The sequence below is a fragment of the Paenibacillus sp. FSL R5-0766 genome (genome assembly GCF_037971845.1).
Taxonomy (GTDB): Bacteria; Bacillota; Bacilli; order Paenibacillales; family Paenibacillaceae; genus Paenibacillus.
Genome location: NZ_CP150227.1, coordinates 6,883,012 through 6,908,560, shown reverse-complemented (window position 1 = coordinate 6,908,560; position 25,549 = coordinate 6,883,012). Strand labels below are relative to the sequence as shown.

Annotated in this window: 19 protein-coding genes; 17 read left to right on the top strand and 2 right to left on the bottom strand. The window is 45.5% G+C overall.

Annotated elements, in window-relative coordinates:
* The first annotated feature begins 57 nt into the window (after window positions 1-57).
* The 3 genes from MKY66_RS29760 (at window position 58) to MKY66_RS29750 (ending at window position 4,294) form a co-directional block, all read left to right on the top strand.
* On the top strand, window positions 58-1,197 hold the full coding sequence (locus MKY66_RS29760) for a 5-methyltetrahydropteroyltriglutamate--homocysteine S-methyltransferase (protein WP_076217097.1): 1,140 nt from the start codon (window positions 58-60) through the stop codon (window positions 1,195-1,197).
* 359 nt (window positions 1,198-1,556) lie between these two features.
* A complete protein-coding gene (locus MKY66_RS29755; protein WP_076217098.1) occupies window positions 1,557-3,500 on the top strand; it encodes a hypothetical protein in 1,944 nt (647 codons plus the stop codon).
* Window positions 3,501-3,526: 26 nt separating this feature from the next.
* On the top strand, window positions 3,527-4,294 hold the full coding sequence (locus tag MKY66_RS29750) for a leucine-rich repeat domain-containing protein (protein WP_076217099.1): 768 nt from the start codon (window positions 3,527-3,529) through the stop codon (window positions 4,292-4,294).
* 162 nt (window positions 4,295-4,456) lie between these two features.
* Here MKY66_RS29750 and MKY66_RS29745 read toward each other — a convergent pair whose 3' ends face one another.
* Window positions 4,457-5,548 (bottom strand): GntR family transcriptional regulator, encoded by a 1,092-nt coding sequence (locus MKY66_RS29745; RefSeq protein WP_076217112.1) that lies wholly within the window; start codon window positions 5,546-5,548, stop codon window positions 4,457-4,459.
* Between the two features lie 432 nt (window positions 5,549-5,980).
* On the opposite strand from MKY66_RS29745, the gene MKY66_RS29740 reads away from it, so the two are divergent.
* From MKY66_RS29740 to MKY66_RS29715, 6 genes are all read left to right on the top strand, one after another.
* The gene (locus MKY66_RS29740) at window positions 5,981-7,606 is read left to right on the top strand and encodes an FGGY-family carbohydrate kinase (protein WP_076217100.1); all 1,626 of its coding nucleotides are present in this window, start codon (window positions 5,981-5,983) and stop codon (window positions 7,604-7,606) included.
* Between the two features lie 175 nt (window positions 7,607-7,781).
* Window positions 7,782-8,477 (top strand): L-ribulose-5-phosphate 4-epimerase, encoded by a 696-nt coding sequence (locus tag MKY66_RS29735; RefSeq protein ID WP_047840995.1) that lies wholly within the window; start codon window positions 7,782-7,784, stop codon window positions 8,475-8,477.
* A 272-nt stretch (window positions 8,478-8,749) separates the two neighbouring features.
* The gene (araA, locus tag MKY66_RS29730) at window positions 8,750-10,168 is read left to right on the top strand and encodes an L-arabinose isomerase (protein ID WP_017691494.1); all 1,419 of its coding nucleotides are present in this window, start codon (window positions 8,750-8,752) and stop codon (window positions 10,166-10,168) included.
* 160 nt (window positions 10,169-10,328) lie between these two features.
* On the top strand, window positions 10,329-11,099 hold the full coding sequence (locus MKY66_RS29725; protein ID WP_076217101.1) for an AAC(3) family N-acetyltransferase: 771 nt from the start codon (window positions 10,329-10,331) through the stop codon (window positions 11,097-11,099).
* A gap of 334 nt (window positions 11,100-11,433) precedes the next feature.
* Window positions 11,434-13,128: a diguanylate cyclase gene (locus MKY66_RS29720; protein ID WP_076217102.1), complete on the top strand. Its 1,695-nt coding sequence runs from the start codon at window positions 11,434-11,436 to the stop codon at window positions 13,126-13,128.
* A gap of 220 nt (window positions 13,129-13,348) precedes the next feature.
* Entirely contained in the window at window positions 13,349-15,061 is a 1,713-nt protein-coding gene (locus MKY66_RS29715; RefSeq protein WP_076217103.1) for an AIPR family protein, read from the top strand.
* Window positions 15,062-15,242: 181 nt separating this feature from the next.
* Here MKY66_RS29715 and MKY66_RS29710 read toward each other — a convergent pair whose 3' ends face one another.
* Window positions 15,243-15,581 carry a helix-turn-helix transcriptional regulator gene (locus tag MKY66_RS29710; protein ID WP_076217104.1) on the bottom strand — a complete coding sequence of 113 codons (339 nt, stop codon included), beginning with the start codon at window positions 15,579-15,581 and terminating at the stop codon, window positions 15,243-15,245.
* Window positions 15,582-15,746: 165 nt separating this feature from the next.
* Between MKY66_RS29710 and MKY66_RS29705 the strand changes: the two genes are divergently transcribed.
* The 8 genes from MKY66_RS29705 to MKY66_RS29670 all read left to right on the top strand — a co-directional run bounded on the left by MKY66_RS29705 (window position 15,747) and on the right by MKY66_RS29670 (window position 25,390).
* Entirely contained in the window at window positions 15,747-16,550 is an 804-nt protein-coding gene (locus MKY66_RS29705) for a DNA-binding protein (RefSeq protein WP_083657430.1), read from the top strand.
* A 185-nt stretch (window positions 16,551-16,735) separates the two neighbouring features.
* Window positions 16,736-17,893, top strand: coding sequence for a WXG100 family type VII secretion target (locus tag MKY66_RS29700; protein WP_083657431.1), 1,158 nt, complete (start codon window positions 16,736-16,738; stop codon window positions 17,891-17,893).
* 498 nt (window positions 17,894-18,391) lie between these two features.
* The gene (gene nikA / locus MKY66_RS29695) at window positions 18,392-19,942 is read left to right on the top strand and encodes a nickel ABC transporter substrate-binding protein (protein WP_083657432.1); all 1,551 of its coding nucleotides are present in this window, start codon (window positions 18,392-18,394) and stop codon (window positions 19,940-19,942) included.
* Window positions 19,942-20,889, top strand: a complete 948-nt coding sequence (gene nikB / locus MKY66_RS29690; protein ID WP_062836581.1) for a nickel ABC transporter permease — start codon at window positions 19,942-19,944, stop codon at window positions 20,887-20,889. The genes nikA and nikB overlap by 1 nt, the downstream gene beginning before the upstream one ends.
* Window positions 20,886-21,740: a nickel transporter permease gene (gene nikC, locus MKY66_RS29685; RefSeq protein WP_076217106.1), complete on the top strand. Its 855-nt coding sequence runs from the start codon at window positions 20,886-20,888 to the stop codon at window positions 21,738-21,740. The genes nikB and nikC overlap by 4 nt, the downstream gene beginning before the upstream one ends.
* The gene (locus MKY66_RS29680; protein WP_076217107.1) at window positions 21,737-22,537 is read left to right on the top strand and encodes an ABC transporter ATP-binding protein; all 801 of its coding nucleotides are present in this window, start codon (window positions 21,737-21,739) and stop codon (window positions 22,535-22,537) included. The genes nikC and MKY66_RS29680 overlap by 4 nt, the downstream gene beginning before the upstream one ends.
* A complete protein-coding gene (locus MKY66_RS29675) occupies window positions 22,534-23,505 on the top strand; it encodes a dipeptide/oligopeptide/nickel ABC transporter ATP-binding protein (protein WP_083657433.1) in 972 nt (323 codons plus the stop codon). The genes MKY66_RS29680 and MKY66_RS29675 overlap by 4 nt, the downstream gene beginning before the upstream one ends.
* 379 nt (window positions 23,506-23,884) lie before the next feature.
* Window positions 23,885-25,390 (top strand): malate:quinone oxidoreductase, encoded by a 1,506-nt coding sequence (locus MKY66_RS29670; protein ID WP_076217108.1) that lies wholly within the window; start codon window positions 23,885-23,887, stop codon window positions 25,388-25,390.
* Window positions 25,391-25,549 lie beyond the last annotated feature (159 nt).

Sequence of the window (25,549 nt, the reverse complement as noted above, 5' to 3'; positions counted from 1 at the left end):
TATTCCGATCGGATATGTTATATTTAATTCTATAATGATAAACGGGGAGATTAAACTATGAGCGTACAAACAGAACCTAAACAACGAACAGTCACTCCATTTCGATATGATATTGTGGGCAGTTTCCTGCGCCCGAGTGCGTTGAAAGATGCCCGATTAAAATACCAGAACGGCGAAATTACCACGGAACAGTTGAATGAAGTGGAGAATGTCGAGATTGTGAAACTCGTACAGAAGCAAAAAGAGGTTGGCCTTCAGGCTGTAACGGACGGCGAATTCCGCCGCTCTTGGTGGCATCTGGACTTTTTCTGGGGACTGGATGGTGTAGAGCGGACGATCATTGAGGAAGGCTACCGATTCAACGGAGCGACATCCAGACCGGAAACAGCTCGTCTGAGCGGCAAAATCAGCTATAGCAGTCATCCATTTGTAGCGCATTATGCCTTCTTGAAAGAAGCGGCTGGGGAAGACGTTGTTGCTCGTCAATCCATCCCAGCGGCTGCACAGTTCCTATTCGAATTGGACCGGGCAGATAATAAGGAAAGCACACAAGCTATCTATCCGAACCGCCAAGAGCTTCTCTCTGACATTGCTGGGGCGTACAAAGCATCCATCCTGGCTTTTTATGAAGCCGGTTGCCGCAGCATCCAGATTGATGATTGCACGTGGGGTGCATTGTGTGACCAACAGTTCATCACAGTGATGGAGCAGATTGGCGTTAATGTGGAAGAGTACGCCAACGAACTCGCAAAACTGAATGAACATGTGGTATCAGGCCTGCCGGAAGACCTCGTGGTAACCACTCATGTCTGTCGCGGTAATTATGTTTCGACATTTGCAGGAGTCGGTGGCGGTTATGAGCCGATTGCGCAAACACTTCTGAGCATCGATAACTACTCTGGCTTCTACCTGGAGTTTGATACGGAACGGGCTGGTGACTTCAAACCACTTCGTTTCCTGAAGGATAACCAGCAGGTTGTACTTGGCCTCTTCTCTTCCAAATTCGGAGAGTTGGAGAACAAGGAAGATATCCTGAAACGGATTGAGGAAGCTACACAATATGTTGATCTGGATCGAATCTGCCTGAGTCCACAATGCGGCTTCGCTTCCACGGAAGAAGGCAACCATCTGACCGAGGAACAGCAATGGCGCAAGCTTGCCTTCATTAAGGAAATTGCTGAGGAGCTTTGGAAGTAACATTTGCAGCGTCATTCATCATTCCCGCATGTGTTTATGTATAAGAAAAAATCGCTAAAAAGCCGTACGGACCATCATCCGTATGGCTTTTTGGTGTAGTCCTCACTTTTGAGTGGATGTTTGATCAGAGCCCATAACAGCCAAGAGAGTGAAGCAATGGGTGGAGATAAGAATAACGGATCAGCCCGTATTATATTAGGGTTACATTCCTTGGTGAAGTAGTCCATTATCCGTTCTTAACGAAACAGTTATAGGATGAGAGCAGGAGGGTTTTATTAAATTAGGATGAAGATAATATCCATGTATTACATTCCAGATCATGGTATATTTGTAGTATTAAATAATGTAAGGAGATAACTATGAGTCGCACACTAGTTTTTTCACTAAAAGTAATACCTCTGCTGTTAACTACGATTCTGCTGTTTTCCCTAATTTCTGTACATCCTGCCCAGGCAGAGGGTGAAGTTGCGAACATTGAGGATGCTGTAGTAAAAAGTCAGTTGAACCTTAATTGGTCTTCGTTGGATGAGTTAAATAGTGGAGTTTCCCATTCCATTGCCTATGGTGGAGGGATTTATATGATGCCAGCTGCCGGAGGTTATGTGAAAACCTCTAAGGACGGAGTTACATGGAAGACAATCTATACCGGGAATCCAGTAGATTTTAGTTTGATTATTCATGGAAAGTCAGAATTCATGGGTTTTCGTGAGGAAGCAGATATCGTAACCGTATGGACATCCACTGATGGTCTGTCATGGGAGAAGTTAAATAATTCAATACATATAAGATTTTTAAAAGACGCCGTATGGAACGGGAAACGATATATTGCAGTTGGTGGAACAACATATGAAGGAAAGATTTTCTCTTCAGAGGATGGATTAACGTGGACCGAGCGAAAAACAGGTATCTCCACCAATTTTACAGCCGTAGCATGGGGCAATAATACCTTCGTGGCTCAAGGTTATGAAGGCGGAGTCGTAGCGGTATCCAAAGACGGAATCACCTGGAAAAAGGTGAAGACCAATCAGCCTAATTATGAGCAAGTTTGGGATATGACCTATGGCGGTGGAGCTTTTGTTGCTGTAGGGGATGCAACGATCATGACCTCGAAGGATGGACTGAAATGGATATACGTATCGTCTAAAGCCTTTTGGTCCAAGGTGTACTGGGCAAAGGACAGGTTTTATATTTTTGGTTTTGAATATGTGAATAAAGCCAATCATGTCCTGAAGGAGGTCAACTGGACATCCAAGGATGGTAAGAGCTGGAGCGATGCTGGGTTTGCAACTAGCCCTAAGCAGAACCTGTTTTGTACCATTCACAACGGCAAACAGTATATAACGATTACGGATGCTGGTATTCAAACATCTGCGGATGGGCGCAAATGGAAGCTGACAAAGCGATATCCTTTTGTGCTTCCAAGTAACGTATATGAAGCAGCAGTGAGCAAGGATAGGCTGGTGCTGGTGGGTGGGTATCGTAGCCAGCTTAACTTCCTTTCCGTCAGCTCGCAGGGTTCTGCAAAGATGAACACGGCTGGCAAATGGCAATCTTCTTATGTGGATCAAGCGTATCCACTTCGGGGAGTTGTATGGTCAGGGAAGGACTTTTTTGCGGTAGGAGATAACGGGAAGATGATGTCCTCTGTTGATGGGGTAAAGTGGAAGGACATTAAATCCCCGACAACTCAATCACTTACGAGCGTGCTGTATGCCAATAATACGTATTACGTGGCAGGCGAGGCCGGCACGATTCTTTCTTCCAAGGATAGGAAGACGTGGAGGACCCTAAACACTAATGTAAAGAAAAAAATCAATGCGATGGCATCAAACGGCACAACACTGGTAGCCGTTGGAGAAAAAGGGCTTTTGCTCGTCTCCGAGGATGGTCTGAAGTGGAACGAAATCCCGGCACGGTTTCCTGGACATAATTTCGATGTGGTATGGGGTGACGGAAAATTTGTCGTGACCACTGCCAGTTACTATGGGAATGCACAGAGTGCGGTTATTTTGACTTCAGAGGACGGTAAGAAATGGGTGAGGACAGAGTTCCGTGACGAATTATATGCTCGTGGAATGAACACTGGATTCTTTGGCATCTCATACGTGGGCAATCTCTTCATTGCTGTCGGCAGTGAAGGTTCCATCTTCCTTTCCGATGACGCTGAGAAATGGACCAAGCAGGATGTCTTGACGGTAGACGATTGGTACGATGCGGTGGAGTTTAAAGGGAAAGTGTACGTCTTTGGAAATACAGGTAAAATCGTTACGGCTGACCTCAACTCCTTGAAACGGAGCCACTAATTAAGATGCTTAAAGGGAGAATCTATATGCGTAATCAATTCATCAAAAGTGTGATCGTTTTATGTTTGGTTTTTGTACTATTACCGACCACTATTATCTCGGCTGCATCGCTTATCAAAGACCCGGTCCTGGCCAAAGTTATTCGAGCAGATTTGAAGCTGTCTGCTAAGAAGGAAATAAAGGCTGGCGATTTGAAAAAATTAAAATCTCTATATGCTATGGAAACGAAAAATAAGATTTCTAACCTGCAAGGTCTTGAACATGCCATTAATATGGTGGATTTATTCTTGCCTGGTCAAAATATAAAAAATATTAAGCCACTCCACAAGTTAAAAAAATTGACGTTCTTAGCTGTTGAAGGCAATCAGATTGCAGATATCTCGCCACTTTTAGGTCTGACTAATCTGCAAAATCTGGTTATGGACGATAACAAAATCAAAAGCCTGGCTCCATTAAAAAATATGCGTAAGCTGACCAGTTTGCTCGCCAGTGGGAATCAGGTGACCGATCTAAGTCCTCTTGAGAAATTAAAGCTGGAATGGGTTATTATGAATGATAATAAAATTCAAGATCTGACACCTTTGAAAAATCATCCAACCCTGGAGTATCTATATGTAGAAGATAACCTCATTAAGGATATTGCAGTGCTCGATACCATCCCACATCTAACAGAGGTTTATTTGGCTAACAATCCGTTGAATGATCGAGCAGAACAGGTTGTGAAAAAGTTGGAGAAGAAAGGCGTCCTTGTAAGTCTGGTAAGCGAAGAAGAAGAAGCGGATCAGGCGAAGTAGTTTTGATTAGAGAAGATGTATATGTATATGTATAGTAAGAAGAAGTAATCCCTCGTTAATAGTGAACAAAAACAAAGAAGGCCGCAGATATTCTGACGGCCTTCTTTAAGTATGTTGGACAGAAACGCTCGGTAACAACTTAACGCCCGTCCCACAACAATATTATTCCACTACGATCTCCTTCACCGTCTCTCCCTCAACTAGCACCGGCTGATAGTAGGTGTTCGTCGGTAGATCCTTTTTGCCTTGCAGATTCTTAATCACCCAGTCGGCAGCATCGCGGCCCATTTGTTCTTGGGGATGGGTTAGCGTTGTTAGCCGGATGTTGGCGTTCTTGGCGATGTACGAATTGTCCTGCCCAATGATGGATAACTCATCCGGGATCGAGATGCCCAGTTGCCTGCAGGCGTTCACGACCTCCAGTCCCACCTCATCGTTGTAACAGACAATTGCGGTGAGCGAATACCTGTTTTCGTCCAGATACGTTGCTACATTAGAGGATAAATCCGGTTTCGATGCGGTATCAAAGGAAAGCACTTGCTCAGGATGGAACCGTAATTTCGCTTCACCCAGCGCCTTGATGTACCCCTTCATCCGGTACTTGCCTTGTAAATCATCCATTTTGGCGATAATGCCGATCTGGGTATGGCCTTTGGCGATCAATTCCCGTGTGGCAAGATAGCTGGATTGCACGTCATCCAGGCAGAAGAACGGAACCTCCAGCTCTTCATAAAATGCATTAATCATCGTAAACGGCACATCCTGCTCTTTGAACGATAGGTAGTATGCAATGTTGGGATTGTACAGATTACTTTTGGTCGGTTCGACAATCAGGCCATCCACGCCGTAGGAGAGCATCATTTCGAGTGCTTTTTTCTCCTGCGCTACATCATTATTAGTACTGGCCAGCAGTAACGAGTAGTTGTCCTCATTCAGACGACTCTCGATACCGCGGATGATGGACGGAAAGATGTAATCCGAGATGTATGTCGTGATCACACCGATCGTTTTCTTTGACGTATTGCCACCTGACCGTGATCGATACTGATTGCTAACGTAGGTCCCTGACCCCTTTTCGCTTCGTAAAAATCCTTCATTTGATAACTCCAAAATAGCCTTCCGCACCGTCTGGCGACTTACGGTGTAGCTTTCCTGTAATGCCAACTCGGTGGGGATCTGTTCGCCTATGCTATATGTTCCCGAAAGGATATGACTCTTTATATCATCAATGATGACCTGATATTTTGGCTTCACGTAGTCCACTTCTTTCATCGTTACTCATCTATATAAACATAGTTGTTCGAATAGTTGTACGTACATATTTTAGCATGATTCAGTTAGGATGAAAATAAAACCGAACATTTTTCGAAATAAGCCGTACATATTCAGCCTTTTTGGATGGAGGTGTACCTTACAGCATAGCCGATTTATAACTATTTAAGACCTTTGAATGTTCAAATAGAGTGCAATATGTGTCCTTTGTAAGTATAACTATTATATATTATTGACAAATGTACGTACAAAAAATATACTAAGGCTGTCAGAAAAGGAAAGCGCATTCTTTGAAAACACAACAGGAAGTTTTTATACAATTTATGATCAGCTAGCGCTATAAGTAAAAGCTTCACCTTATATATGCATCCTTTGGGATGTGAAATCGCGACCGGAGAGGGGATACACGTGATTATGAGTCAATTGGACTTGAAAGAAGCCATTACCAAGGGCGCTACTTCGCTCGGAATTGAATTTGGATCAACGCGGATTAAGGTGGTATTGATTGATGATCGTTTTGAGACCATCGCGTCAGGCAGTTATGAATGGGAGAACCTCCTGAAAGATGGATATTGGACGTACAACCAGGAGGATATCATCACAGGTCTGCAAACGGCTTATCGTGAGATGAAGCAAGATGTGGAACAGAAATACGGAATCACGCTGCGCACGGTCGGGTCTATCGGATTCTCGGCCATGATGCACGGATATATCGCTTTGGATAGCGCGGGTGAACTGTTGGTACCTTTCCGCACGTGGCGTAATGCTACTACAGGAGCAGCTGCAAGAGAGCTAACGGAACTTCTGCAATTCAATATTCCGGAACGCTGGAGCATTGCCCACTTGTATCAAGCGATTTTGAACGAAGAGGTGCATGTGCCACAGATCGATCACCTGACAACCTTGGCTGGATACATCCACTGGTTGCTGACGGGCAATAAGGCGATTGGGATCGGCGATGCTTCAGGCATTTTCCCAATTGACGAGTCTACACATAACTATCATCCATCCATGATCCAACAGTTCGACGAACAGATCGCAGGCAAAGGTTATCCGTGGAAGGTCGAGGACCTTCTGCCCAAGGTATATCTCGCTGGTGAGAATGCAGGTGAATTGACGGAAGCGGGAGCCAAGTTGCTCGACCCTTCGCAAGATCTGCAAGCAGGCATTCCGCTCTGCCCGCCAGAAGGCGATGCCGGAACAGGCATGGTGGCAACAAATAGCGTGAGAAAACGGACGGGGAACATCTCCGTCGGCACATCCGTATTTGCGATGATCGTACTGGAGAAGGAATTATCCAAAGTGTATCCCGAGATCGATATGGTGACCACGCCAGATGGTAGCCCAGTAGGGATGGTTCATGCCAACAACTGTTCCAGTGATATCAACGCATGGGTTGGACTGTTCCGCGAATTCTCTCAAGCAATGGGATATGAAGTGGATAACGCCAAGTTGTTTAGCGTGTTGTTTAACAAGGCTTTGGAGGCAGACCCTGATGGTGGTGGCTTGCTCAGCTACGGTTACTACTCAGGTGAGAACATTACGGGACTTGAGAAAGGCCGTCCATTGTTCGTCCGCTCCCCGGAAAGCAACTTCAATCTGGCAAACTTCATGCGGACACATCTGTTCAGTGCCTTCGGTGCACTCAAGTTGGGTATGGACATTTTGACGGAGGAAGAGAATGTAGCCATTGACAGCATTTTGGCTCACGGTGGCCTATTCAAGACCCCTGTTGTCGGACAACGGATTGTAGCTGCTGCGATGAACGTACCGGTGTCGGTCATGTCTACCGCTGGTGAAGGCGGCGCATGGGGCATGGCGCTTCTGGCTTCGTACATGATCAACAAGGATCAAGAGGAGAGCCTGGATGTGTTCCTGGAGCAGAAGGTCTTTAACGATGTGGAGGGTGTCGAAGTGGCACCGGATGCATCGGATGTGAAAGGGTTTGAAGCATTTATCGAACGCTACCGGAGTGGACTTGCGATTGAGCAATCAGCCGTAGATCATCTGGTAGAGGTTGTTCAAAAAGACCGCTTTTGATTACGAAGGATGCCTAGTGGCATCATCAACATCGAATATGGAATTCAGCCGAAATGTCCGTTGCTCACGTAGCTCTATCTACGCTCCGCTACTCCATTTCTAGCTTCATCCCATCTTCTCGGTACTGAAAACCGACTTTTTGAACACGCACTATTAGAGAACGGGAGGGAATAACATGTTAGAACAACTGAAAGAAGAGGTGTTTCAGGCGAATCTGGAACTGCCAAAGCACGGACTTGTGAAATTCACATGGGGTAACGTCAGCGCAATTGATCGGGAAAGTGGTCTGTTTGTGATCAAACCAAGTGGCGTTAGCTACGATGTGATGAAAGCAAGCGACATGGTTGTGGTTGATCTGGACGGTAACGTCGTAGAAGGTGAGATGAGACCTTCCTCGGACACCGCAACACATGCCGTACTATATAAGCATTACTCGGAGATTGGTGGCATCGTGCATACACACTCCACTTGGGCGACTATCTGGGCGCAAGCCGGACTGGACGTACCTGTAATGGGAACCACACATGCGGACACGTTCTACGGGGCGGTGCCTTGTGCACGTTTCCTGAATCAGGACGAGGTTGATCGTGGATACGAAGCGGAGACGGGGCGCGTCATTATTGAAACGTTTGAACAGCGTGGGATTGATGTTATGGCTGTACCGGCAGTATTGCTCCATGGTCATGCACCGTTTACGTGGGGGAAAGATGCCAAGTCTGCCGTGGTGAACAGCGTCGTGCTGGAGGAAGTGTGCAAAATGAACCTGTACGCGCGGCAATTGAATAACTTTGCAAAAGAACTGCCACAAGGTATTTTGGATAAACACTATCTGCGAAAACACGGAAAAGACGCGTATTACGGACAAAAGTAATTAGGTTATAACAGTGACTGGAAGCATGTTCTGGCTTCCAAGTGGTGTAGTGTGGGAATGATTTGTTCAACTATACTTTTTACACGATAACGGAGAAGACAGAAGAAAGCTGGAGAAGCGGAGCGTTCGCCTTTATCACAGGATTTTCCCTTTAAAAAAGGGAATCAAAAAAATCCGGGGATAACCAGCGATCGAAAGATTATTCTGGCTGCGCAGTGTGCTAGTGTAAACCCATTAGTTCAACTATAAAATAATGAAATGAGGATGATTATATGTCAGCAGCAAAAGAATTCTGGTTTGTCGTCGGTTCACAGCACTTGTACGGAGAAGAAGCATTGGGTGAAGTAAAAGCAAATGCACAGAAAATCACGGATGCCCTTAATGCAAGCGGCGTACTGCCGTACCCGCTCGTATTGCAGGATCTGGCGGTAAGCGCAGATAAAATCACGAGCACGATGAAGGAAGTTAACTACCGCGACGAAGTAGCAGGTGTGATTACGTGGATGCATACGTTCTCCCCGGCGAAAATGTGGATTCGTGGTACAAAATTGCTGCAAAAACCTTTGCTGCACTTGGCAACCCAATTCAACGAAAGCATTCCTTGGGCAACTATCGATATGGACTTCATGAACCTGAACCAAGCGGCACACGGTGACCGCGAATATGGCTTCATTAATGCCCGTCTGAGAAAACAAAATAAAATCGTTGTTGGCTACTGGGAGCGCCCAGAAGTGCAACAGCAGGTTGCAGACTGGATGGACGTAGCGGTAGCTTATAATGAAAGCTTTAACATCAAAGTAGCGCGCTTCGGTGATAACATGCGTAACGTGGGCGTAACCGAAGGTGATAAAGTTGAAGCACAGATCCAATTCGGATGGACGGTTGATTACTTCGGCATTGGTGACCTCGTGCAATACGTGAACGCTGTAACAGAGCAGGAAATCGATGATCTAATTGCTCAATATGGAGACCTCTACGAATTCGATTACGGCACGAACAGCAAGGAAGCTTGGGAAGCCAGTGTACGTGTGCAAGCGAGTTATGAAATTGCGATCAAACGCTTCCTGGATGAAGGTGGTTACAGTGCCTTCACTACGAACTTCGAAGATCTGCATGGTATGAAACAACTTCCGGGTCTGGCCGTGCAACGCCTGATGGCTCAAGGGTACGGATTTGCCGGTGAGGGTGACTGGAAAACGGCTGCGCTGGATCGTTTGCTGAAAATCATGGCCCATAACGAGAACACAGGCTTCATGGAAGATTACACATACGAGATGGCCGCTGGACAGGAAGCGATCCTGCAATCTCACATGCTTGAAGTTGATCCGACACTTGCCAGCACGAAACCGAGAATCATCGTGTCCCCACTGGGTATTGGCGATCGTGAAGATCCGGCACGTCTCGTATTCGACGGCAAAGCAGGCGAAGGTGTTGTGGTATCCATGGCAGACTTCGGTACACATTACAAACTGCTGATCAATGAAGTATCTGCATTTGAACCAACCGTTCCAGCACCTAACCTGCCGGTAGCACGTGTTCTGTGGAGCGTTAAGCCAAACTTCCAAGATGGAGTTAAAGCATGGATCGAAAATGGTGGTGGTCACCATACGGTTGTATCCTTGAACCTGACGACAGACCAGATCGTGACGTATGCGAAGCTGGTGAATCTGGAGTACGTTATTATTAAGTAAAAGTGGATTGGCAGCTACTGCCTGAACTCAACCAATTTTTTTCTCTGTGGCCGGGGGTTAACCCTCGGCCCTTTGTTTGTTATGCTGGGAAGCATGATGTGAAGCTGAGCAAGGATTTGCTTTTTCATCGAAAAGGGATAAGAAATGAAGGAGGAAGGACATGTATACAAAAGAAAGCTTGATGCAGCAACTGGAGCAGCTTGGTGTGGATAGGCAAGGCACGGTGCTCATTCACTCTTCCATGAAAAGTATAGGCGAGGTTGAAGGTGGAGCAGACACAGTTTTGGATGCCTTTAGCGACTATATGAAAGAGGGATTGTTGGTGCTTCCCACTCATACGTGGTCTACCATTAATGCGGATAACCCAGTGTTCCACGTGGAAACTTCTTCCTGTTGTGTGGGTATTCTGCCTGAACTGTTTCGTAAACGTCCGGGCGTAGTTCGTTCGTGGCACCCGACGCACTCGGTAGCGGCACTGGGACGGGACGCAGAGGCGTTTACGAAGGACGATCATCTCTTCGACACACCATGTGCGAGAGGTTCAGCATGGGGGAAACTGCTTGATCGGAAAGCGACGATCTTGTTAGTGGGCGTTGACTTGAAGCGGAATACATTTATCCATGGGGTCGAAGAGTGGGTGGACATCCCTGGCAGAATGACGGACGAGCATGAGATGCTGTATACGGTTTTACCAGATGGAAGCCAGATTTCAGTACCATCCCGCAGACATTGTGGGTTGCCATGGTCAGAGCATTTCTGGAAAGTAGATGAGGTACTGGTTCGCGAAGGTGCAATGCGTAAAGGAAAGCTCGGTGATGCGGTCGTAAGAGTGTGTGATGCGGCTAAGACGGCAGAGGTAATCACGGAAATGCTGAAGGATAACCCCGATCTATTCACGGACAATCTCCCTCTACATGCAGTAACTGAATGATACAAGGGCCGTCCGGTAGCCGGATGGCTCGATATCGACCACTTGATGATATCTGAATATCTCCCGAGCAGATGACCTTCCTCTCCTGTTTGTACTCTAAACCTCCAAGCATTCACAAATAATCAGAAATAGATCAGCATTTCGATCAGAGGTTGGTCGGACTTCCAGTGTATGGGCTACTCACCCTTATGGTGGTGTGATAAGATATGGTTAAATTAACCAATAAGTTTGGCGTAGCAATATTGTATAGGTGTTTATTGAAGTTTTATATACGTATCACTTAGAATCATGAACAACCACGTTGTCATTGTAGCATCTAAGAAGGAGAAGATTCGTGAACCCTTTAGTATGGTATGATCTCTTTTTATTTGTCCTTTTGTTCGGTGTAGGTGTATATGTGTTTGCTACGGTTAGAATTACGAACTTACATAAGGTGTACTTTTTGTTTCACGGGTTGATGATGCTCTGGCCTTTCTGTCAATTTGCGAGTACGCTCACGAATGATTCCGGTCTGCAATTGTTCTACGTTACCTTATCTTTCGTTGCGGTCTCCTTGCTTGGGAGCGGGTGGCTTCTACTGACGATCTTTATTACCGGTTATTCAGAGCGTCTGAGTGCAAAAGGAACCTTCCTGTTATTTGTCCCTGCGGTGATCGGGGCTATAGGTGTGGTCGCTAATCCATGGAATGAATTCGTCATTCCACTGGAGGGCGGGTACATCGAGCGGGCTTACGGGCCTTGGTTCTGGGTTGTGATGACTATTCTGGTGAGCTATTTCTTGACTTCTCTCGTGGTTCTATTCCGGGCGGTGTATTCTTCGCAGACGTCTGCCATGATCAAAAAACAGGTGAGAATCACACTGTGGGGCATCCTGGTGTTGGCTGTTTTTGCAATGATTGATGCGATTCTGAATGTCGTTCTAGCCCGCTGGTTGCCGATCATTCCTGGCATGACTTCGCTGGGGATCTTTCTGTCGGACCTGTTCTTTGTCTATGTGATCAAAAGATACAATGTGTTCGATCTGGTCTCCATCGCGCATGAGGATGTGATCAATACCATTCCATATGGCATCCTGGTACTGGATGAGAATGAAGTCATTGTTGAAGCGAACAAAGCCTCAAGATCCTTTATGGATCTGCATGTGGGGGATTCTTTTGATATGGAAGCCTTTCTGGAGTCTGTTCATGTCGTGGGTAGCTGCCGGGAGTTCGTGAATCACTATAAGAAAAAAGAAAATACCCTCTCTCACATTGAAGTGATCGTGGAGCGGGACAACAATATCCGGCACTATATCCTGCAATCGTCTCCGATTGTGGATTCGGCTCTTGTGCCGATCGGTCATATTCTCACGTTCCAGGATGTCTCGCAGGAGCGTTTCTACGTGAAAGAGATGAATCGCCAGAACGTAACGCTTCAGGAGCGAAATCAGGCGCTAGACTTGATCCGTCAGGAGTTATCCGAGGCCAATCGCAAACTGGAGGAACTCGCCCTGACGGACAGTTTAACCAACTGTTACAACCGTCGTTATCTGACCCAGCATCTGAATCACGAGGTCATTACCAATATTCAATACAAAACACCATTTTCGCTCCTGCTGCTCGATATCGACTACTTCAAAGCGATCAATGATCGCTATGGGCATGTCATCGGGGATGAAGTGCTCGTCCGCACGGCGGAGGCTGTCAAACAATCGATTCGCAGTACCGATATCCTGACGCGTTATGGCGGGGAAGAGTTCATGATCTACCTTCCGCATACGGAGCATGATCTGGCGAACCAAATCGCGGAGCGCGTAAGAACAGCTGTGGAGTCCAACCACATCATGGTGGATCACGAAATTATGCAGGTGTCGATTACGATTAGTATTGGGATTCTTTCCTTTGAGGATTTTGAAGTTGTGCATGTGCCGGACAATCCGGAGGGGTATTTGACTCAGCTGTTCGCTGCGGTGGATAAGGCCTTGTATCAGGCAAAGCAGAATGGACGGAACAGAGTGGAGTTTGCGGAGTTTGAGCGGGGAGTTGTTTGAGAAAGATTAAATGTAATCTGTAATTAGGGGAAATTCGTGAAGTTCCGAAATGAAAGTTTAATTTCTTCTTAAAAGAAGAATTCTTTAAGAAGCATAATTTTCTTTAAGATAATGCAGAGATATTATGAAATTTTCTAATAATGACAGACCCTTGATTTTGTGGATTTTTGAGTATATAGTGAAATTCACTTGAATAAAATGGGTAATAAGGAGGATTTACGTGGATAGAATAACTAAAAGTCTTATGGATGATTTCTCTAAAGTAATGGAAATAGAAACAAATAATCAAAGTAAATTATTTGAGATGTTTTCTACATATTCTATTTTATCAAAACACCATAGTGAGAAATTTGAGCTGGACGATGTAGTTGGTGGAGAAGGTGGAGATTGTGGAATAGATGGACTTGCAATAATTTTTAGTGGAATTTTGGTGAATACAGTAGAAGAAATTGATGACATATTAGAACGTTCAGGTTTAATATCTGAAGTTAATATCATTTTAGTACAATCAAAGACCTCCTCTTCTTTTGATGGAGGAGAAATGAGAACCTTTGGTGATGGAGTGATCGACTTTTTCTCTGAGAATCCAGGATTAGTTCGAAATGAGTTTATACAAAAAAAAGCAAAATTGGTAGAAAAAATTATCAGTATAGCAGCAAAAGTGAAAAAAATAACATGCAAAATGTTTTATGTTACAACTGGAAAGTGGTTAGATGATCAAAACTTATTGTCAAGAATTTCAAAAGTGCAAGAGGAAGTAGAAAATTTAAGTTTATTTAAAGAGATAAACTTTACTCCATTAGGAGCAAAAGAAATTCAAAAATATTATAGAGAGACACAAGAAAAAGTAAATGCAACCATCAAGTTTCAAAATAAGGTGTTGATACCTGATATTGAGGGAGTTCAAGAATCGTATATTGGTACATTGGAATTAAAAGAATACTTAAAAATAATCGTAGATGATCTGGGTAATATAAAGAGAGGAATTTTTTATGATAACGTAAGAGATTTCCAAGGCGAAAATGATGTTAATTTGAGCATTGAGAAAACATTACGTTCCAGTAAATCAGGTAGATTAGCTGTTCTTAATAATGGTATTACAATAGTGACAAAGACCTTGACTGTGGCTAGAAATGACTTTTCTTTGGAAGACTATCAAATTGTTAACGGATGCCAAACTTCTCATGTAATTTACAATAATCGTGAATTTTTAAATTTAGATGTTTCTTTGCCGATAAAAATAATTGTTCCAGAAAACGATGAAGTAGTAAATGATATAATTGTAGCAAATAATAGCCAAACGGAAGTCAAAAAAGAAGAATTAATGGCATTAAGTGATTTTCAAAAAAATCTTGAGCTATTTTATAATTCTATAGATGATCCCAAAAAACGCTTATATTATGAAAGAAGATCAAAGCAATATGATTCTGATCCGGGCATTGAGAGGGTGAGAATTATAACTATATCCTCCCAAGTCAGAAGTTTTGCATCAATGTTTTTAGATAAGCCGCATCTAGCTAGTAGATTTTATGGTAAATTGCTAGAAGAACTACAAGGTACAGCATTTTTAGAAGATCACGAACTTTTACCTTATTATACTAGTTCATTTGCTTTATATAAGCTGGAATTTTATTTTAGAAATAAAAACCTGGATTCGAAATATCGAAAATTTAAGTATCATATATTAATGTTACTTAAAATCTATTCGAACGAGGAAAAAGTTCCAAATTTCAATTCAAAGAAAATAAATAGATATTGTGAGGATATCAACAAAATTCTATACAATGGTAATTTGCTGGATGTCTTTAAAGAACTTACAACTGTTATTGATAAGGTTGTCGAAGATATTAATGATACGGAGACAACCAAGAGAATAAGTTTAAATAAAGAGTTAATTGATAAATTTCAAGAAATGAAAATAAAACTAAATTAAATTGAAGGCGTTCGTAAATCTTACGAGCGCCTTCTTTTCAAGTAAACCTTTGTAGAAACCCTTGTAGTCATTCGTTAGCTCTAAAATATGGAAGATGAGAATAATTTATAAAAAATTTAATCTCGCTATGAAACTATAACATTGTTGAGTAATTAATATATGGACATTTTCAACATTTGACTTATCGATTATTATTTTTAATAGCCTGAATTACCTCGGTATTTATCTTTGTAAGTATTTTTATTTCCGCTGTACTTCTACTGTTAATCAAGGTCATGTGTTCATCAATGGCAATATGTCGTTCTGAATTATTATTAAATTGGAAAAGTTCATTAGCAGGAATTTGCAATCCTATTATTATTTTTTCCAAAGTCTCCAATGAAATATTTCGATCTCCACGTTCAACCCCACCAATATAGCTATAATGAAGACCTGCTGCTTCCGCCAGTTGTTCCTGTGTCCAGCCTTTTGCCTTCCTTAACTCACGTATTCGATTTCCTACGTCCTCTGGTAAACTCATTTGATCACCTCCACTTAAGGTTAGAAGAGGTTATAGAATCCTTACAGACTAATATGTGCAAACTGTTTTGTTGAATAAAAGTACTTATAAGTACAATTTATATTGATCTTCTTTTGATTTATCTATACAATTATAAGAAAATGGATAATTAAGGAGGATCTCCTTTTGCGAAAATCTATCCTAAAATCACTCAAACCGGACATTATTGTTGAAATGTTGGACATGGCTGTGGCTTTTGAAAATTGGAACAAGGTGATGGAGAGGGCGGACATGTTATATCAATGTGTGCAGTCGATCCATGAAGAGCGGCAGGAGTATCGGTCAAAGGGAGTGCCTGCACCACATATACACATCGAGCGGCCCTTGGTCTACTATTATGGGTTCAGTCATTTGATGCGGGGAATGGCTCACCAGAAGATGGGACAGGTTGATCAGGCGAGGGCATGTATCGATCAATATGCAGAACTGGGATGGTTGGAGGATCTGGATGAGATAGGTATGCAGGTGGCACAGGAGTTCAGGCATAAGGCACAGGTGAATCGGTATGCTCTTGAGATTGAAGCCGGGCAGGTGCAACTGCTGGAGGAGTTTGTGAACTTTTTGCTTGAGCATCCGGAGGAATGGTTGGTGGGTCTGAAAGTGATTATGGAAGCAGCAGTGCGGCATAGATGGCAGATTGATCGGGTTTTACATGTGTTCGAGGATCAGATACAGGGTGTTGGCAGAGAAATGAATTCTTTAAACAACGATGATATGTATCATTACTGTTATCAGCGGGCTTTGTATGAACAGTGGATGGGAAGACCACAGGGGGCCGTGGAGTTCATTTTGCAGGCAATCAGGTTAGCGCATAAGCTAGGGATGGATCGGTATGTTATAAGGTGCATGGCATTGTTGGAATCATTGCGGGAAGAGGCGACAGCAGAGCAGATTGGACGATATCGGGTGATGTTGGATGAAATGAAGTAGGAAAGGTATTTACTGAAACTGGTAGGATATGCCTTGAAGTGGGTATATGCATATAGGACCATAGCACCGATGAGGAGCACAACTTGTGTTTTTAGCATGGTGAAATCAGGATGTTAGCCGGATAGTTTACATATTACACTTCTGCTAACATAGCATAATCCTATTTCGAATGAGCGGAGAAATGTATGAGTACAATCAAAGTTACCCCTGAACAACTACATCACGTATCAAATCAGGTGGATCAAGCCAGACAACAGTTGGAGAGTATACGAAGTGATCTGACGAGACAGATCATGTTCGTTCAGATGATGTGGATGGGTGCGACGCAGGAGCGATTTTACTATGAGTTCGAGCAGTCACGACCTATACTGGATAAAGCGCTGGAGAGTATGGTGAACACATCGAAGGAATTGAAGGATATCGCCACGCGTTTCCAAGATGCAGATGCTCAGAAGGTAAGTCTGGGTGGTGCAATTGGAGCTGTCGGTACCGCAGCTATGATGACCAAATCAACAGGTGGTTCAAATTCGGGCGATAAGGGCTATCGGATGGCACAAATCAATATGTTCGGTAAATTGGTATGGATGCCTGTCAACGAGAATGGTGTTGCGGATCAGGCTGCTCTTCAGGCTTATCAGAGGGATCAGGGAAATCTGGACTTTAATCGCATGCAAGCTGTGAACGTTGAACCGCCTGGGGAAGATATTTTTGCGTTACAGATCAAGGCGTTTGAGATGGGCATTCATCCTACGACGGGAGAGCCTGTATCAGATAAGTATGCTCAGATGATGGTGACCTCTCTGAAATTTAGTCAAATATTCATGGCGATTCAGATGGTTCGTGGGAGTATGCCGGGACGTTCGGGACCGTTTAAAACTTCGTCAACTGGCTTGGCATCTAAGATTCAGAATAATATAAAGAAAGCTGAACAAAAGGCAGGTATAAGCAATAACAATGGCAATGACTTATATCGTAGAACTTCCAATACGGGAGCCTTCAAGGACTTATCTGAGCCTATGCAATTAAGACATGTTGATAAGGTAGCAGGAGATGCAGGAATAGGACTCAAAGGGGTAAAGATAGAAATAGTCCGGGATGCTGAACTAGTAGGGAAGGATTTATACGGATGGGCTGATCCGAAAGGTAACAGGATAGTTCTCTATCCGGATGCATTTAGTAGTAAAGAGAATCTAGTTAAGACTCTAGGGCATGAGAGAATTCACATATATCAGACTAAGGTCTTTGGTAAGCCTCAAGATCCGGAAACATTGCTTGAGTATGAGAAAGGAGCCTATGGTTCAGAGAGCTCTTGGTGGGAGTATTATCAACGAAGGGAAAGATAACTATGACGAACTCTAAATTTAAAGATTGGATCAAGGTAAATACAGAGATCATTGAGAACTATCAAAATATATCTACTATTAAATGTCCTAACTGCCAAGAGACTAAAGTTAATTATCAGTATGTGGGAGACACACGTTCAAGAGTGGGTTTTTTAGACATATGGTGTAATTCTTGTCTTCAAGGAGTCCACATTTCTCGAACGAAAGTACCTGAACGCTTAAGTATGATTTCATTTGAAGAGGTAGATGAATATAAAAGAAGAGTGCCGAAGTATACTGCAGTAGAGCCTTTCTAACAATATTGAGCTAGAAAGCAAATCGTTAACAAGATAAGCCCTCATATGTAACAAAAAACATGAAGAATCCGCTCTCATTCGAGAGTCGGATTTTTTCTCGTTCTAACACCAATATAACTCTTGTCAAAACGTAATCATTACGATATGATAATACTCATTGTTTAGATAATAATGATTACGATTAAGAGAGAGGGGCATTACCTTGAATAAAAAGACGCCACTGCTAGCGCTGGTCTCCTTGGCCTTGAGCGCTGGACTGTTGAGCGCCTGCGGATCATCTGAGTCCAGTCCCGCTGCGCAACCATCCACCGATAATAAAAATGTTCACTTCCTATATAACTTCTCCACCAGCTCGCTAGATCCGCATGTGGATTCCAGCTATGTGCCGCTGCGCGCGGGCATTACGGAAACGCTGGTTCGTCTCGATGAAGAGAACTTGACGGTTGCTCCATGGCTCGCTGAGAGCTGGGAGAGCGAAGACGGGCAGCATTGGACGATCGACCTGCGAGATGATGTGACCTTCCAGAACGGCAAGCCAATGACGGGTGAATCCGTTAAGGCATCCCTTGAGCGGGCACTGGAAGAGAATGTAGCCATCCAGAACGCACTCAAGATCGATACGATTGAAGCCGAGGGTGACAAGCTGGAGATTACCACAACTCAGCCGTTCCCGGAGTTCGCTTCCGAGCTGGTGAACCCGAACACGGCGATTATCGACGTGAGTGAGCCGGATGTTGTGAACAAGCCCATTGGTACGGGCCCGTTCAAATTGGCCTCTTTTACCCCAGGCAGCAAGCTGGATCTGGATCGCTATGATGAATACTGGGACGGAGCATCGCCTCTGGATTCCATCACGTTCTCATTCAATGAAGATGCCAATGCCCGCACACTAGCGCTCAAATCTGGGCAGGTAGATATCGTATACCGTCCGGAAGTCGAAAGCCTCGAATCGCTCAAAGCGCTGGACGGCATGAAGGTTGAGTCCACATCGACATTCCGCGTGCATCAGCTAACGATGAACATGCAGCGGGAGAGTATGAAGGACCTTAATGTTCGTCGTGCGCTGGATGCGCTGATTGACCGTCAGGGTATCGTGGACACGATCCTGCTCGGCTACGGTGAAGCTGCTATCGGACCGTTCCTGCCATCGCTACCATTTGCGCCAACCTATACGGATACAGCAACGGAATCCGGAGCTGATGTCGCTGTAAACTATCTCAACGAAGCAGGGTACACGCAGCAAAACGGCGTGATGACTAAGGACGGCAAACCGTTGCAGTTGACGCTGCTGACATATTCGGCTCGTGCCGATCTGCCACTGATTGCTCAAGTATTCCAATCTGATGCGAAGAAGATCGGTATCGACGTGCAGATTCGCCAGATTGACACGCCAGAAGATTATATGGCATCTAACCGTGACTGGGATATTGCAACGTACAGTAATTTGACGGCTCCTCGTGGGGATGCAGGCTATTACCTTAATGCGACGTACCATCCGAAGGGTGCCCTTAATTTCAGCGGATCGGAAGATCCAGAGCTGACCAAGATCATCGACGAACTGAATCTCACAGTTGCACCGGAGAAGCGCGCAGAACTTGCCGAGAAGGCAGCCAACTACGTACATGACAACGTGCTGAACTCATTCGTGCTTCATCCAGGTACGATCGTTGCCTACAACGGTAAGAAGATCAAGAACTGGGTTACCACTCGCAGTGAATATTACATGATTACCAATAAGCTGGATGTGATGTAATGTTTCGCATTTTGCTTCGGAAGTTCCTTGAGGTATTTATCTTTCTGTTGTTCATTATGTTTGTGAGCTTCCTGTTCATTCGTCTGGCTCCGGGTGATCCCGTGCTGACGATCCTGAATGTGGACGAACTATCTGTTAGTCAGGAGCAGGTCGAAGCTGTACGCGAGGAAATGGGCTTCAATGATTCGCTTCCTGTCCAGTTTGGCAACTGGTTACTCGATTTCGTTCGACTCGACTTCGGCGTATCGTACTCGACAGGCCAGCCCGTCATGCAGACACTGATGCGTGCGTTGCCAGCTACGGCTGAACTCACGATTGGCGCACTGCTGGTCATGCTCGTGATAGCGATCCCGCTCGGCTCGCTGTCAGCACTCCATCGTGGCAGTTGGATTGACCGGGGCAGCCGGATGCTCTCCATTGTGGGTGCGGCGGTGCCAAGCTTCTGGCTGGGTCTGATCCTAATCGACATGTTCGGCGTACGCTTTGGCAATCTGCCGACCATGGGTCGGGATGGATTCACATCACTTATTCTGCCATCTCTGACGCTGGGACTTGCCATCTCCAGCGTTTATGTGCGTCTTTTGCGTTCCAGCCTATTGGATTCTCTTAGCCAGGAGTTCGTTCGGTCCGCCAGGGCAAGAGGGTTATCCGAAGGCCGGATCTTCATGCTTCACGCCTTCCGGCACAGTCTGCCGCCTGTCATTACAGTATTCGGCGTCAGTCTCGGTAGCCTGATTGGCGGAGTTGTTGTGATTGAAGTGTTGTTCGCTTATCCGGGCATCGGTAAGCTTGTCGTTGACGCCATCCGCCAGCGTGATTATCCACTGATTCAGGGTTACATTCTGATCATGGCCATCGTGGTATTCCTCGTGAATACGGCGGTTGATCTGTCGTACCGTTATTTGAATCCCGAAATGAAACTGAAGGAAAAGGAGGCCCACCGATGAAAACCATACCCCTGCCCATTCCACCTACAAAATCTAAAAAACATAACTGGCAGGCGATCGTTGGTTTGCTATTTGCCCTGCTGGTCATCGCGGCCTCCGTATATGCCTTTTTAGTTCTGAAACATGATCATACCTTAACCGATCTGCGCGGACGATTGCAGGGTGCAAGTGCTCTCCATCCGTTTGGCACCGACCATCTGGGCCGCGATGTACTGACACGTCTGTTGCTTGGCGGCGGCCAAACACTGGGTTATAGTCTGCTGGCACTCGGTGCTGCATTGCTGATTGGCATTCCGTTTGGTTTGATCGCGGGTTACAAACGTGGCTGGGTCGATAAGTTGTTTATGCGGATTGCTGATGCCTTTCTTGCTTTCCCTGATACCATCGTGGCGATTGTGCTAAGTGGCTTGCTTGGCGCGGGAATCGGTAATCTGGTATTGGCGATTGTGATCGTAAAGTGGGTCAGCTATGCCCGTCTAGTTCGAAGTACGGTTTTATCGGAGTCACAAAAGGATTACATTCGAATTGCCCGTACCAACGGATTGTCGGACGGTCGTATCATGAGAAAACATCTGCTTCCGCATATCGCAGGCCATGTGCTCGTGCTGGCCAGTCTTGATCTTGGAAAAATTATCCTGCTCATCTCATCATTGTCCTACATTGGCCTTGGCGCACAGCCGCCAACACCTGAATGGGGTGCGATGCTGAACGACTCACGGCCTTACTTCCAGTCTCGGCCGGAGCTGATGATCTATCCGGGCCTTGCCATTGTCTCGGTAGTGCTGCTTGCCAACATGCTGGGTGACTATCTAAGAGACCGGTTTGACGTGAAGAAAGAGGTGCAGCCATGATTCTCTCCATTGAGGAATTAAGCATCTCCAGTCGGGATCGTACGATTGTAGATCAAGTCTCTCTGGCTGTTCGCGAAGGTGAGTTCATGGCATTGGTTGGACAGAGTGGTAGCGGCAAAAGCTTGCTCTCGCAAGCGATTGGTCGTCTGCTACCGCCCAACCTGCATGCGTCGGGACGAGTCATGTTCGAAGGCAGCAACCTGCTCGAACGGAAGCCAAAGGAGATGCGCGCCCTGCGGGGAAGCCGCATCTCATATATTTTTCAAGACTATCAGGGAGCATTTACGCCCTTTCGCAGTATTGGTGGGCACTTTGATGAATACCAGAAGGTACATGGGGAAAAGTCTTCTGCCATCCGCAAGAAACGAGCCGAGGAAGCGCTGGAATCGGTTGGCCTTGGTGCTGAATTGCTGCGCCGCTATCCGTTCCAATTGAGCGGTGGACAGCTTCAGCGGGCCTCAATTGCCACATCGCTGATGCTGTCCCCTCGCCTGTTGATTGCTGACGAAGCAACAACGGCACTGGACAGTGTGTCTGGGCATCGCGTGTTGGAGTTGCTGGCACACAAGCAAGCGGAGACAGGCTGTGCCATTCTGTTTATCACACACGACTGGCGCCATGTACGCCGCTATGCCAACCGCTTGGCTGTGATGAAGGAAGGGCAGATCGTGGAATCTGGTGGGAAACATCGCATTCTTGACCATCCCCAGCATGAATATACCCGCCAGTTGATTGAGGCGGCTCCCGTCCTGAGTCGGTCACTGAAGTCGGGATTGAAGGAGGCAGGAACGGAATGAAGATGACCACAAATGATGAACGCCGTGGACTTGTGCAGTTCAAAGAAGAATCTGGTGTGCGAAGCCACGATTTTGCAAAAGATGTAAACCATGTAGACATAGACAATGCAGTCATAAATACTACAGAAACAGATCATGCAGTTACAGATGTGGATATAGATACCACGGGTACAGGCAATGCTTCATCGCTCAGCACCCTTGGCAATCCTGTGCTTCACGTGGAACATCTCAGCCGAACGTATGCAGGTGCAGACCGACCGGCTGTGAATGATATATCCTTCACTCTGAACCACGGCCAATGCCTTGGCCTGGTTGGGGAGAGCGGGTGCGGCAAGAGTACACTCGCCCGCTGTCTGTTGAGGATTGAAGATGCAGATACAGGCTCGATTACACTGGGCGGACAGGATATTGCGCGGCTTAGCGGCCGACGGTTGCGGCCACATCGCCGGAAGATTCAGATTGTTTTCCAGAATCCAATGGCAGCACTGAATCCAAAGCTCAAGATTGCTGATTCACTGATTGATCCGTACGAACAACTTGGACGGAACGCCGAGCTGTCCCACTTTACCTACACATCGAAGGAGGCTTATGTCCAAAAGCTACTTGAAGCAGTCGAGCTACCAAGCAATATGGCTGGACGATATCCACATGAGCTAAGTGGTGGACAGCGTCAGCGCGTCACGATTGCGCGTGCCATTGGCATTGAACCAGACGTTGTTGTTCTGGATGAACCGACGGCCAGCCTGGACGTGATCTCGCAAGGAGCAGTTTTGCAGTTGCTCACCGATTTACGGACATCGCTTGGTCTATCATACGTGTTCATCTCGCATGACTTGGCCGCGGTACATCGCATGAGCCAGCGTATCATCGTTATGCGGGAAGGTCAGATCGTTGACCGCTTTGGCGCAGATGCGTTGTTCGCTGAAGAACGCCATCCGTATACGAAAGAACTAATTTCGATCTTTTGAGTACTCCCGGAAACGCCGGGGGTGTTAATAGGTTAATTTATATATGAAGCCGCCTTCCGAAGAGATTCGAGAGCGGCTTTTGGCGCATCCATTTGATCACCCAAGTCCCACAAAAACCGAGCTCCTTTCTTTGTTTTGAACAAATATATCTTTCAGGCCTATAACCGGGCTAACGTTCCGATGTAAACTAGCGTATACTGATGGAATAGCAAATATCTTGAAATTGCATATTTAAATTGCTCTATATTATTGATACACTAGATCAAGGTTATAATCATTCAGAGAAGGTGCGATCCCGTTCAAGAATGGGCTTGCTGCAAATGCCAAATCGATAACGCTTACATCCTTTTGGCAAATATAGGATATAAGGACGGTAGACATGAGCCAGGGACAAACGAGTACAGATGTTATCTTGATTGGTGCCGGAATTATGAGTGCAACTTTGGGAACTTTGCTAAAAGAATTGGCACCAGACTGGAATATTAAGGTTTTCGAAAAGCTAGCCACTGCAGGAGAGGAAAGCTCCAACGAATGGAATAATGCCGGAACCGGGCATGCTGCATTGTGCGAACTTAACTATACCGTTGAACGACCAGACGGAACCGTAGATATTAGCAAAGCGATTAAAGTGAATGAACAATTTCAGATCTCAAAGCAATTTTGGTCCTATCTCGTCAATAGCCGTCTGATTCGTAATCCGCGGGACTTCATTATGCCGATTCCTCATTTGAGTTATGTACATGGAGAGAGCAATGTCCAGTTTTTGAAAAGACGTTATGACTCCTTGTCGAATCACCCGTTGTTCGCAGGCATGGAATTCTCGGATGACAAGAAAGAGCTGGCGAAATGGATGCCGCTGATGATGAAAGATCGTACCAGTAATGAACCTGTTGCAGCGACCAAAATTGACTCCGGTACGGACGTTAACTTTGGTGCTTTAACGCGTATGCTGATCAAACATTTGAAGGAACAACACGTGGGCATCCACTACCAACATAGCGTGAAGAATATGAAACGCACCAGCGATGGACAATGGGAATTATCCGTGAAAAACCTGAAGAGTGGTGCAGTCGAACGCCATAAGGCGAAATTTGTCTTCATCGGCGCGGGCGGCGGAAGTCTGCATTTGCTCCAGAAGACGGGCATTCCGGAAGGTAAACATATCGGCGGATTCCCGGTCAGTGGGATCTTTATGGTGTGCAAAAATCAAAAAGTCGTGGAACAGCATCATGCCAAAGTATATGGCAAGGCTTCGGTAGGAGCTCCGCCGATGTCGGTTCCGCATCTGGATACCCGTTTTATCGACAATAAGAAGTCGCTGTTATTTGGACCGTTTGCCGGGTTCTCGCCGAAGTTCCTGAAGACGGGTTCCAATGCCGACTTAATCACGTCTGTTAAGATGCATAATCTGCTTACGATGCTCGCAGCTGGTGTTAAAGAAATCTCTTTGACCAAATACCTGATCCAACAACTGATGTTATCCAAAGAACAACGGATGGCAGAATTGCGTGACTTTGTCCCGGGTGCCAAGAGCGAGGATTGGGATATGGTTCTGGCGGGGCAGCGTGTGCAGGTGATCAAGGATACCGTCCAAGGTGGCAAGGGAACGTTGCAATTTGGTACGGAAGTGGTCACGTCTGCAGATGGAACGATTGCGGCTTTGTTAGGTGCGTCACCGGGTGCATCCACTGCAGTTCAGGTCATGCTTGAGATTCTTCAGCGGTGCTTCCCGCAGCATATGGAGGCATGGGAGCCAAAGATCAAGGAAATGATTCCTTCCTATGGCATATCCCTTGTGGAGAACCTGGATCTTCTCAAAGAGGTTCATTCTTCAACAGCCAAGGCGCTGGGGTTATCGGATGAAAAACATGTGCTGCACGTATAACGTTTAGCTTATCGTGTTAGATCATAATGAAGTCAAAGAAAAGAGAGCTAAGCCGGGACGAACCCTGTGCTTAGCTCTCTTTTGGTTTATTTGGTATGTCAGAACCTGAACGTGAGCTTGAACTTGAACTTGAACATGTCCGTTATCATCGCGTTCCCC

What these genes read in the sequence shown, in the direction of transcription:
- MKY66_RS29740 (WP_076217100.1), top strand. Translation starts at nt 5,981, where the DNA reads ATGAGTCAATTGGACTTGAAAGAAGCCATTACCAAGGGCGCTACTTCG.
- MKY66_RS29735 (WP_047840995.1), top strand. Translation starts at nt 7,782, where the DNA reads ATGTTAGAACAACTGAAAGAAGAGGTGTTTCAGGCGAATCTGGAACTG.
- MKY66_RS29750 (WP_076217099.1), top strand. Translation starts at nt 3,527, where the DNA reads ATGCGTAATCAATTCATCAAAAGTGTGATCGTTTTATGTTTGGTTTTT.
- MKY66_RS29755 (WP_076217098.1), top strand. Translation starts at nt 1,557, where the DNA reads ATGAGTCGCACACTAGTTTTTTCACTAAAAGTAATACCTCTGCTGTTA.
- MKY66_RS29670 (WP_076217108.1), top strand. Translation starts at nt 23,885, where the DNA reads ATGAGCCAGGGACAAACGAGTACAGATGTTATCTTGATTGGTGCCGGA.
- nikB (WP_062836581.1), top strand. Translation starts at nt 19,942, where the DNA reads ATGTTTCGCATTTTGCTTCGGAAGTTCCTTGAGGTATTTATCTTTCTG.
- MKY66_RS29700 (WP_083657431.1), top strand. Translation starts at nt 16,736, where the DNA reads ATGAGTACAATCAAAGTTACCCCTGAACAACTACATCACGTATCAAAT.
- nikC (WP_076217106.1), top strand. Translation starts at nt 20,886, where the DNA reads ATGAAAACCATACCCCTGCCCATTCCACCTACAAAATCTAAAAAACAT.
- araA (WP_017691494.1), top strand. Translation starts at nt 8,750, where the DNA reads ATGTCAGCAGCAAAAGAATTCTGGTTTGTCGTCGGTTCACAGCACTTG.
- MKY66_RS29725 (WP_076217101.1), top strand. Translation starts at nt 10,329, where the DNA reads ATGTATACAAAAGAAAGCTTGATGCAGCAACTGGAGCAGCTTGGTGTG.
- MKY66_RS29760 (WP_076217097.1), top strand. Translation starts at nt 58, where the DNA reads ATGAGCGTACAAACAGAACCTAAACAACGAACAGTCACTCCATTTCGA.
- MKY66_RS29675 (WP_083657433.1), top strand. Translation starts at nt 22,534, where the DNA reads ATGAAGATGACCACAAATGATGAACGCCGTGGACTTGTGCAGTTCAAA.
- MKY66_RS29710 (WP_076217104.1), bottom strand. Translation starts at nt 15,581, where the DNA reads ATGAGTTTACCAGAGGACGTAGGAAATCGAATACGTGAGTTAAGGAAG.
- MKY66_RS29680 (WP_076217107.1), top strand. Translation starts at nt 21,737, where the DNA reads ATGATTCTCTCCATTGAGGAATTAAGCATCTCCAGTCGGGATCGTACG.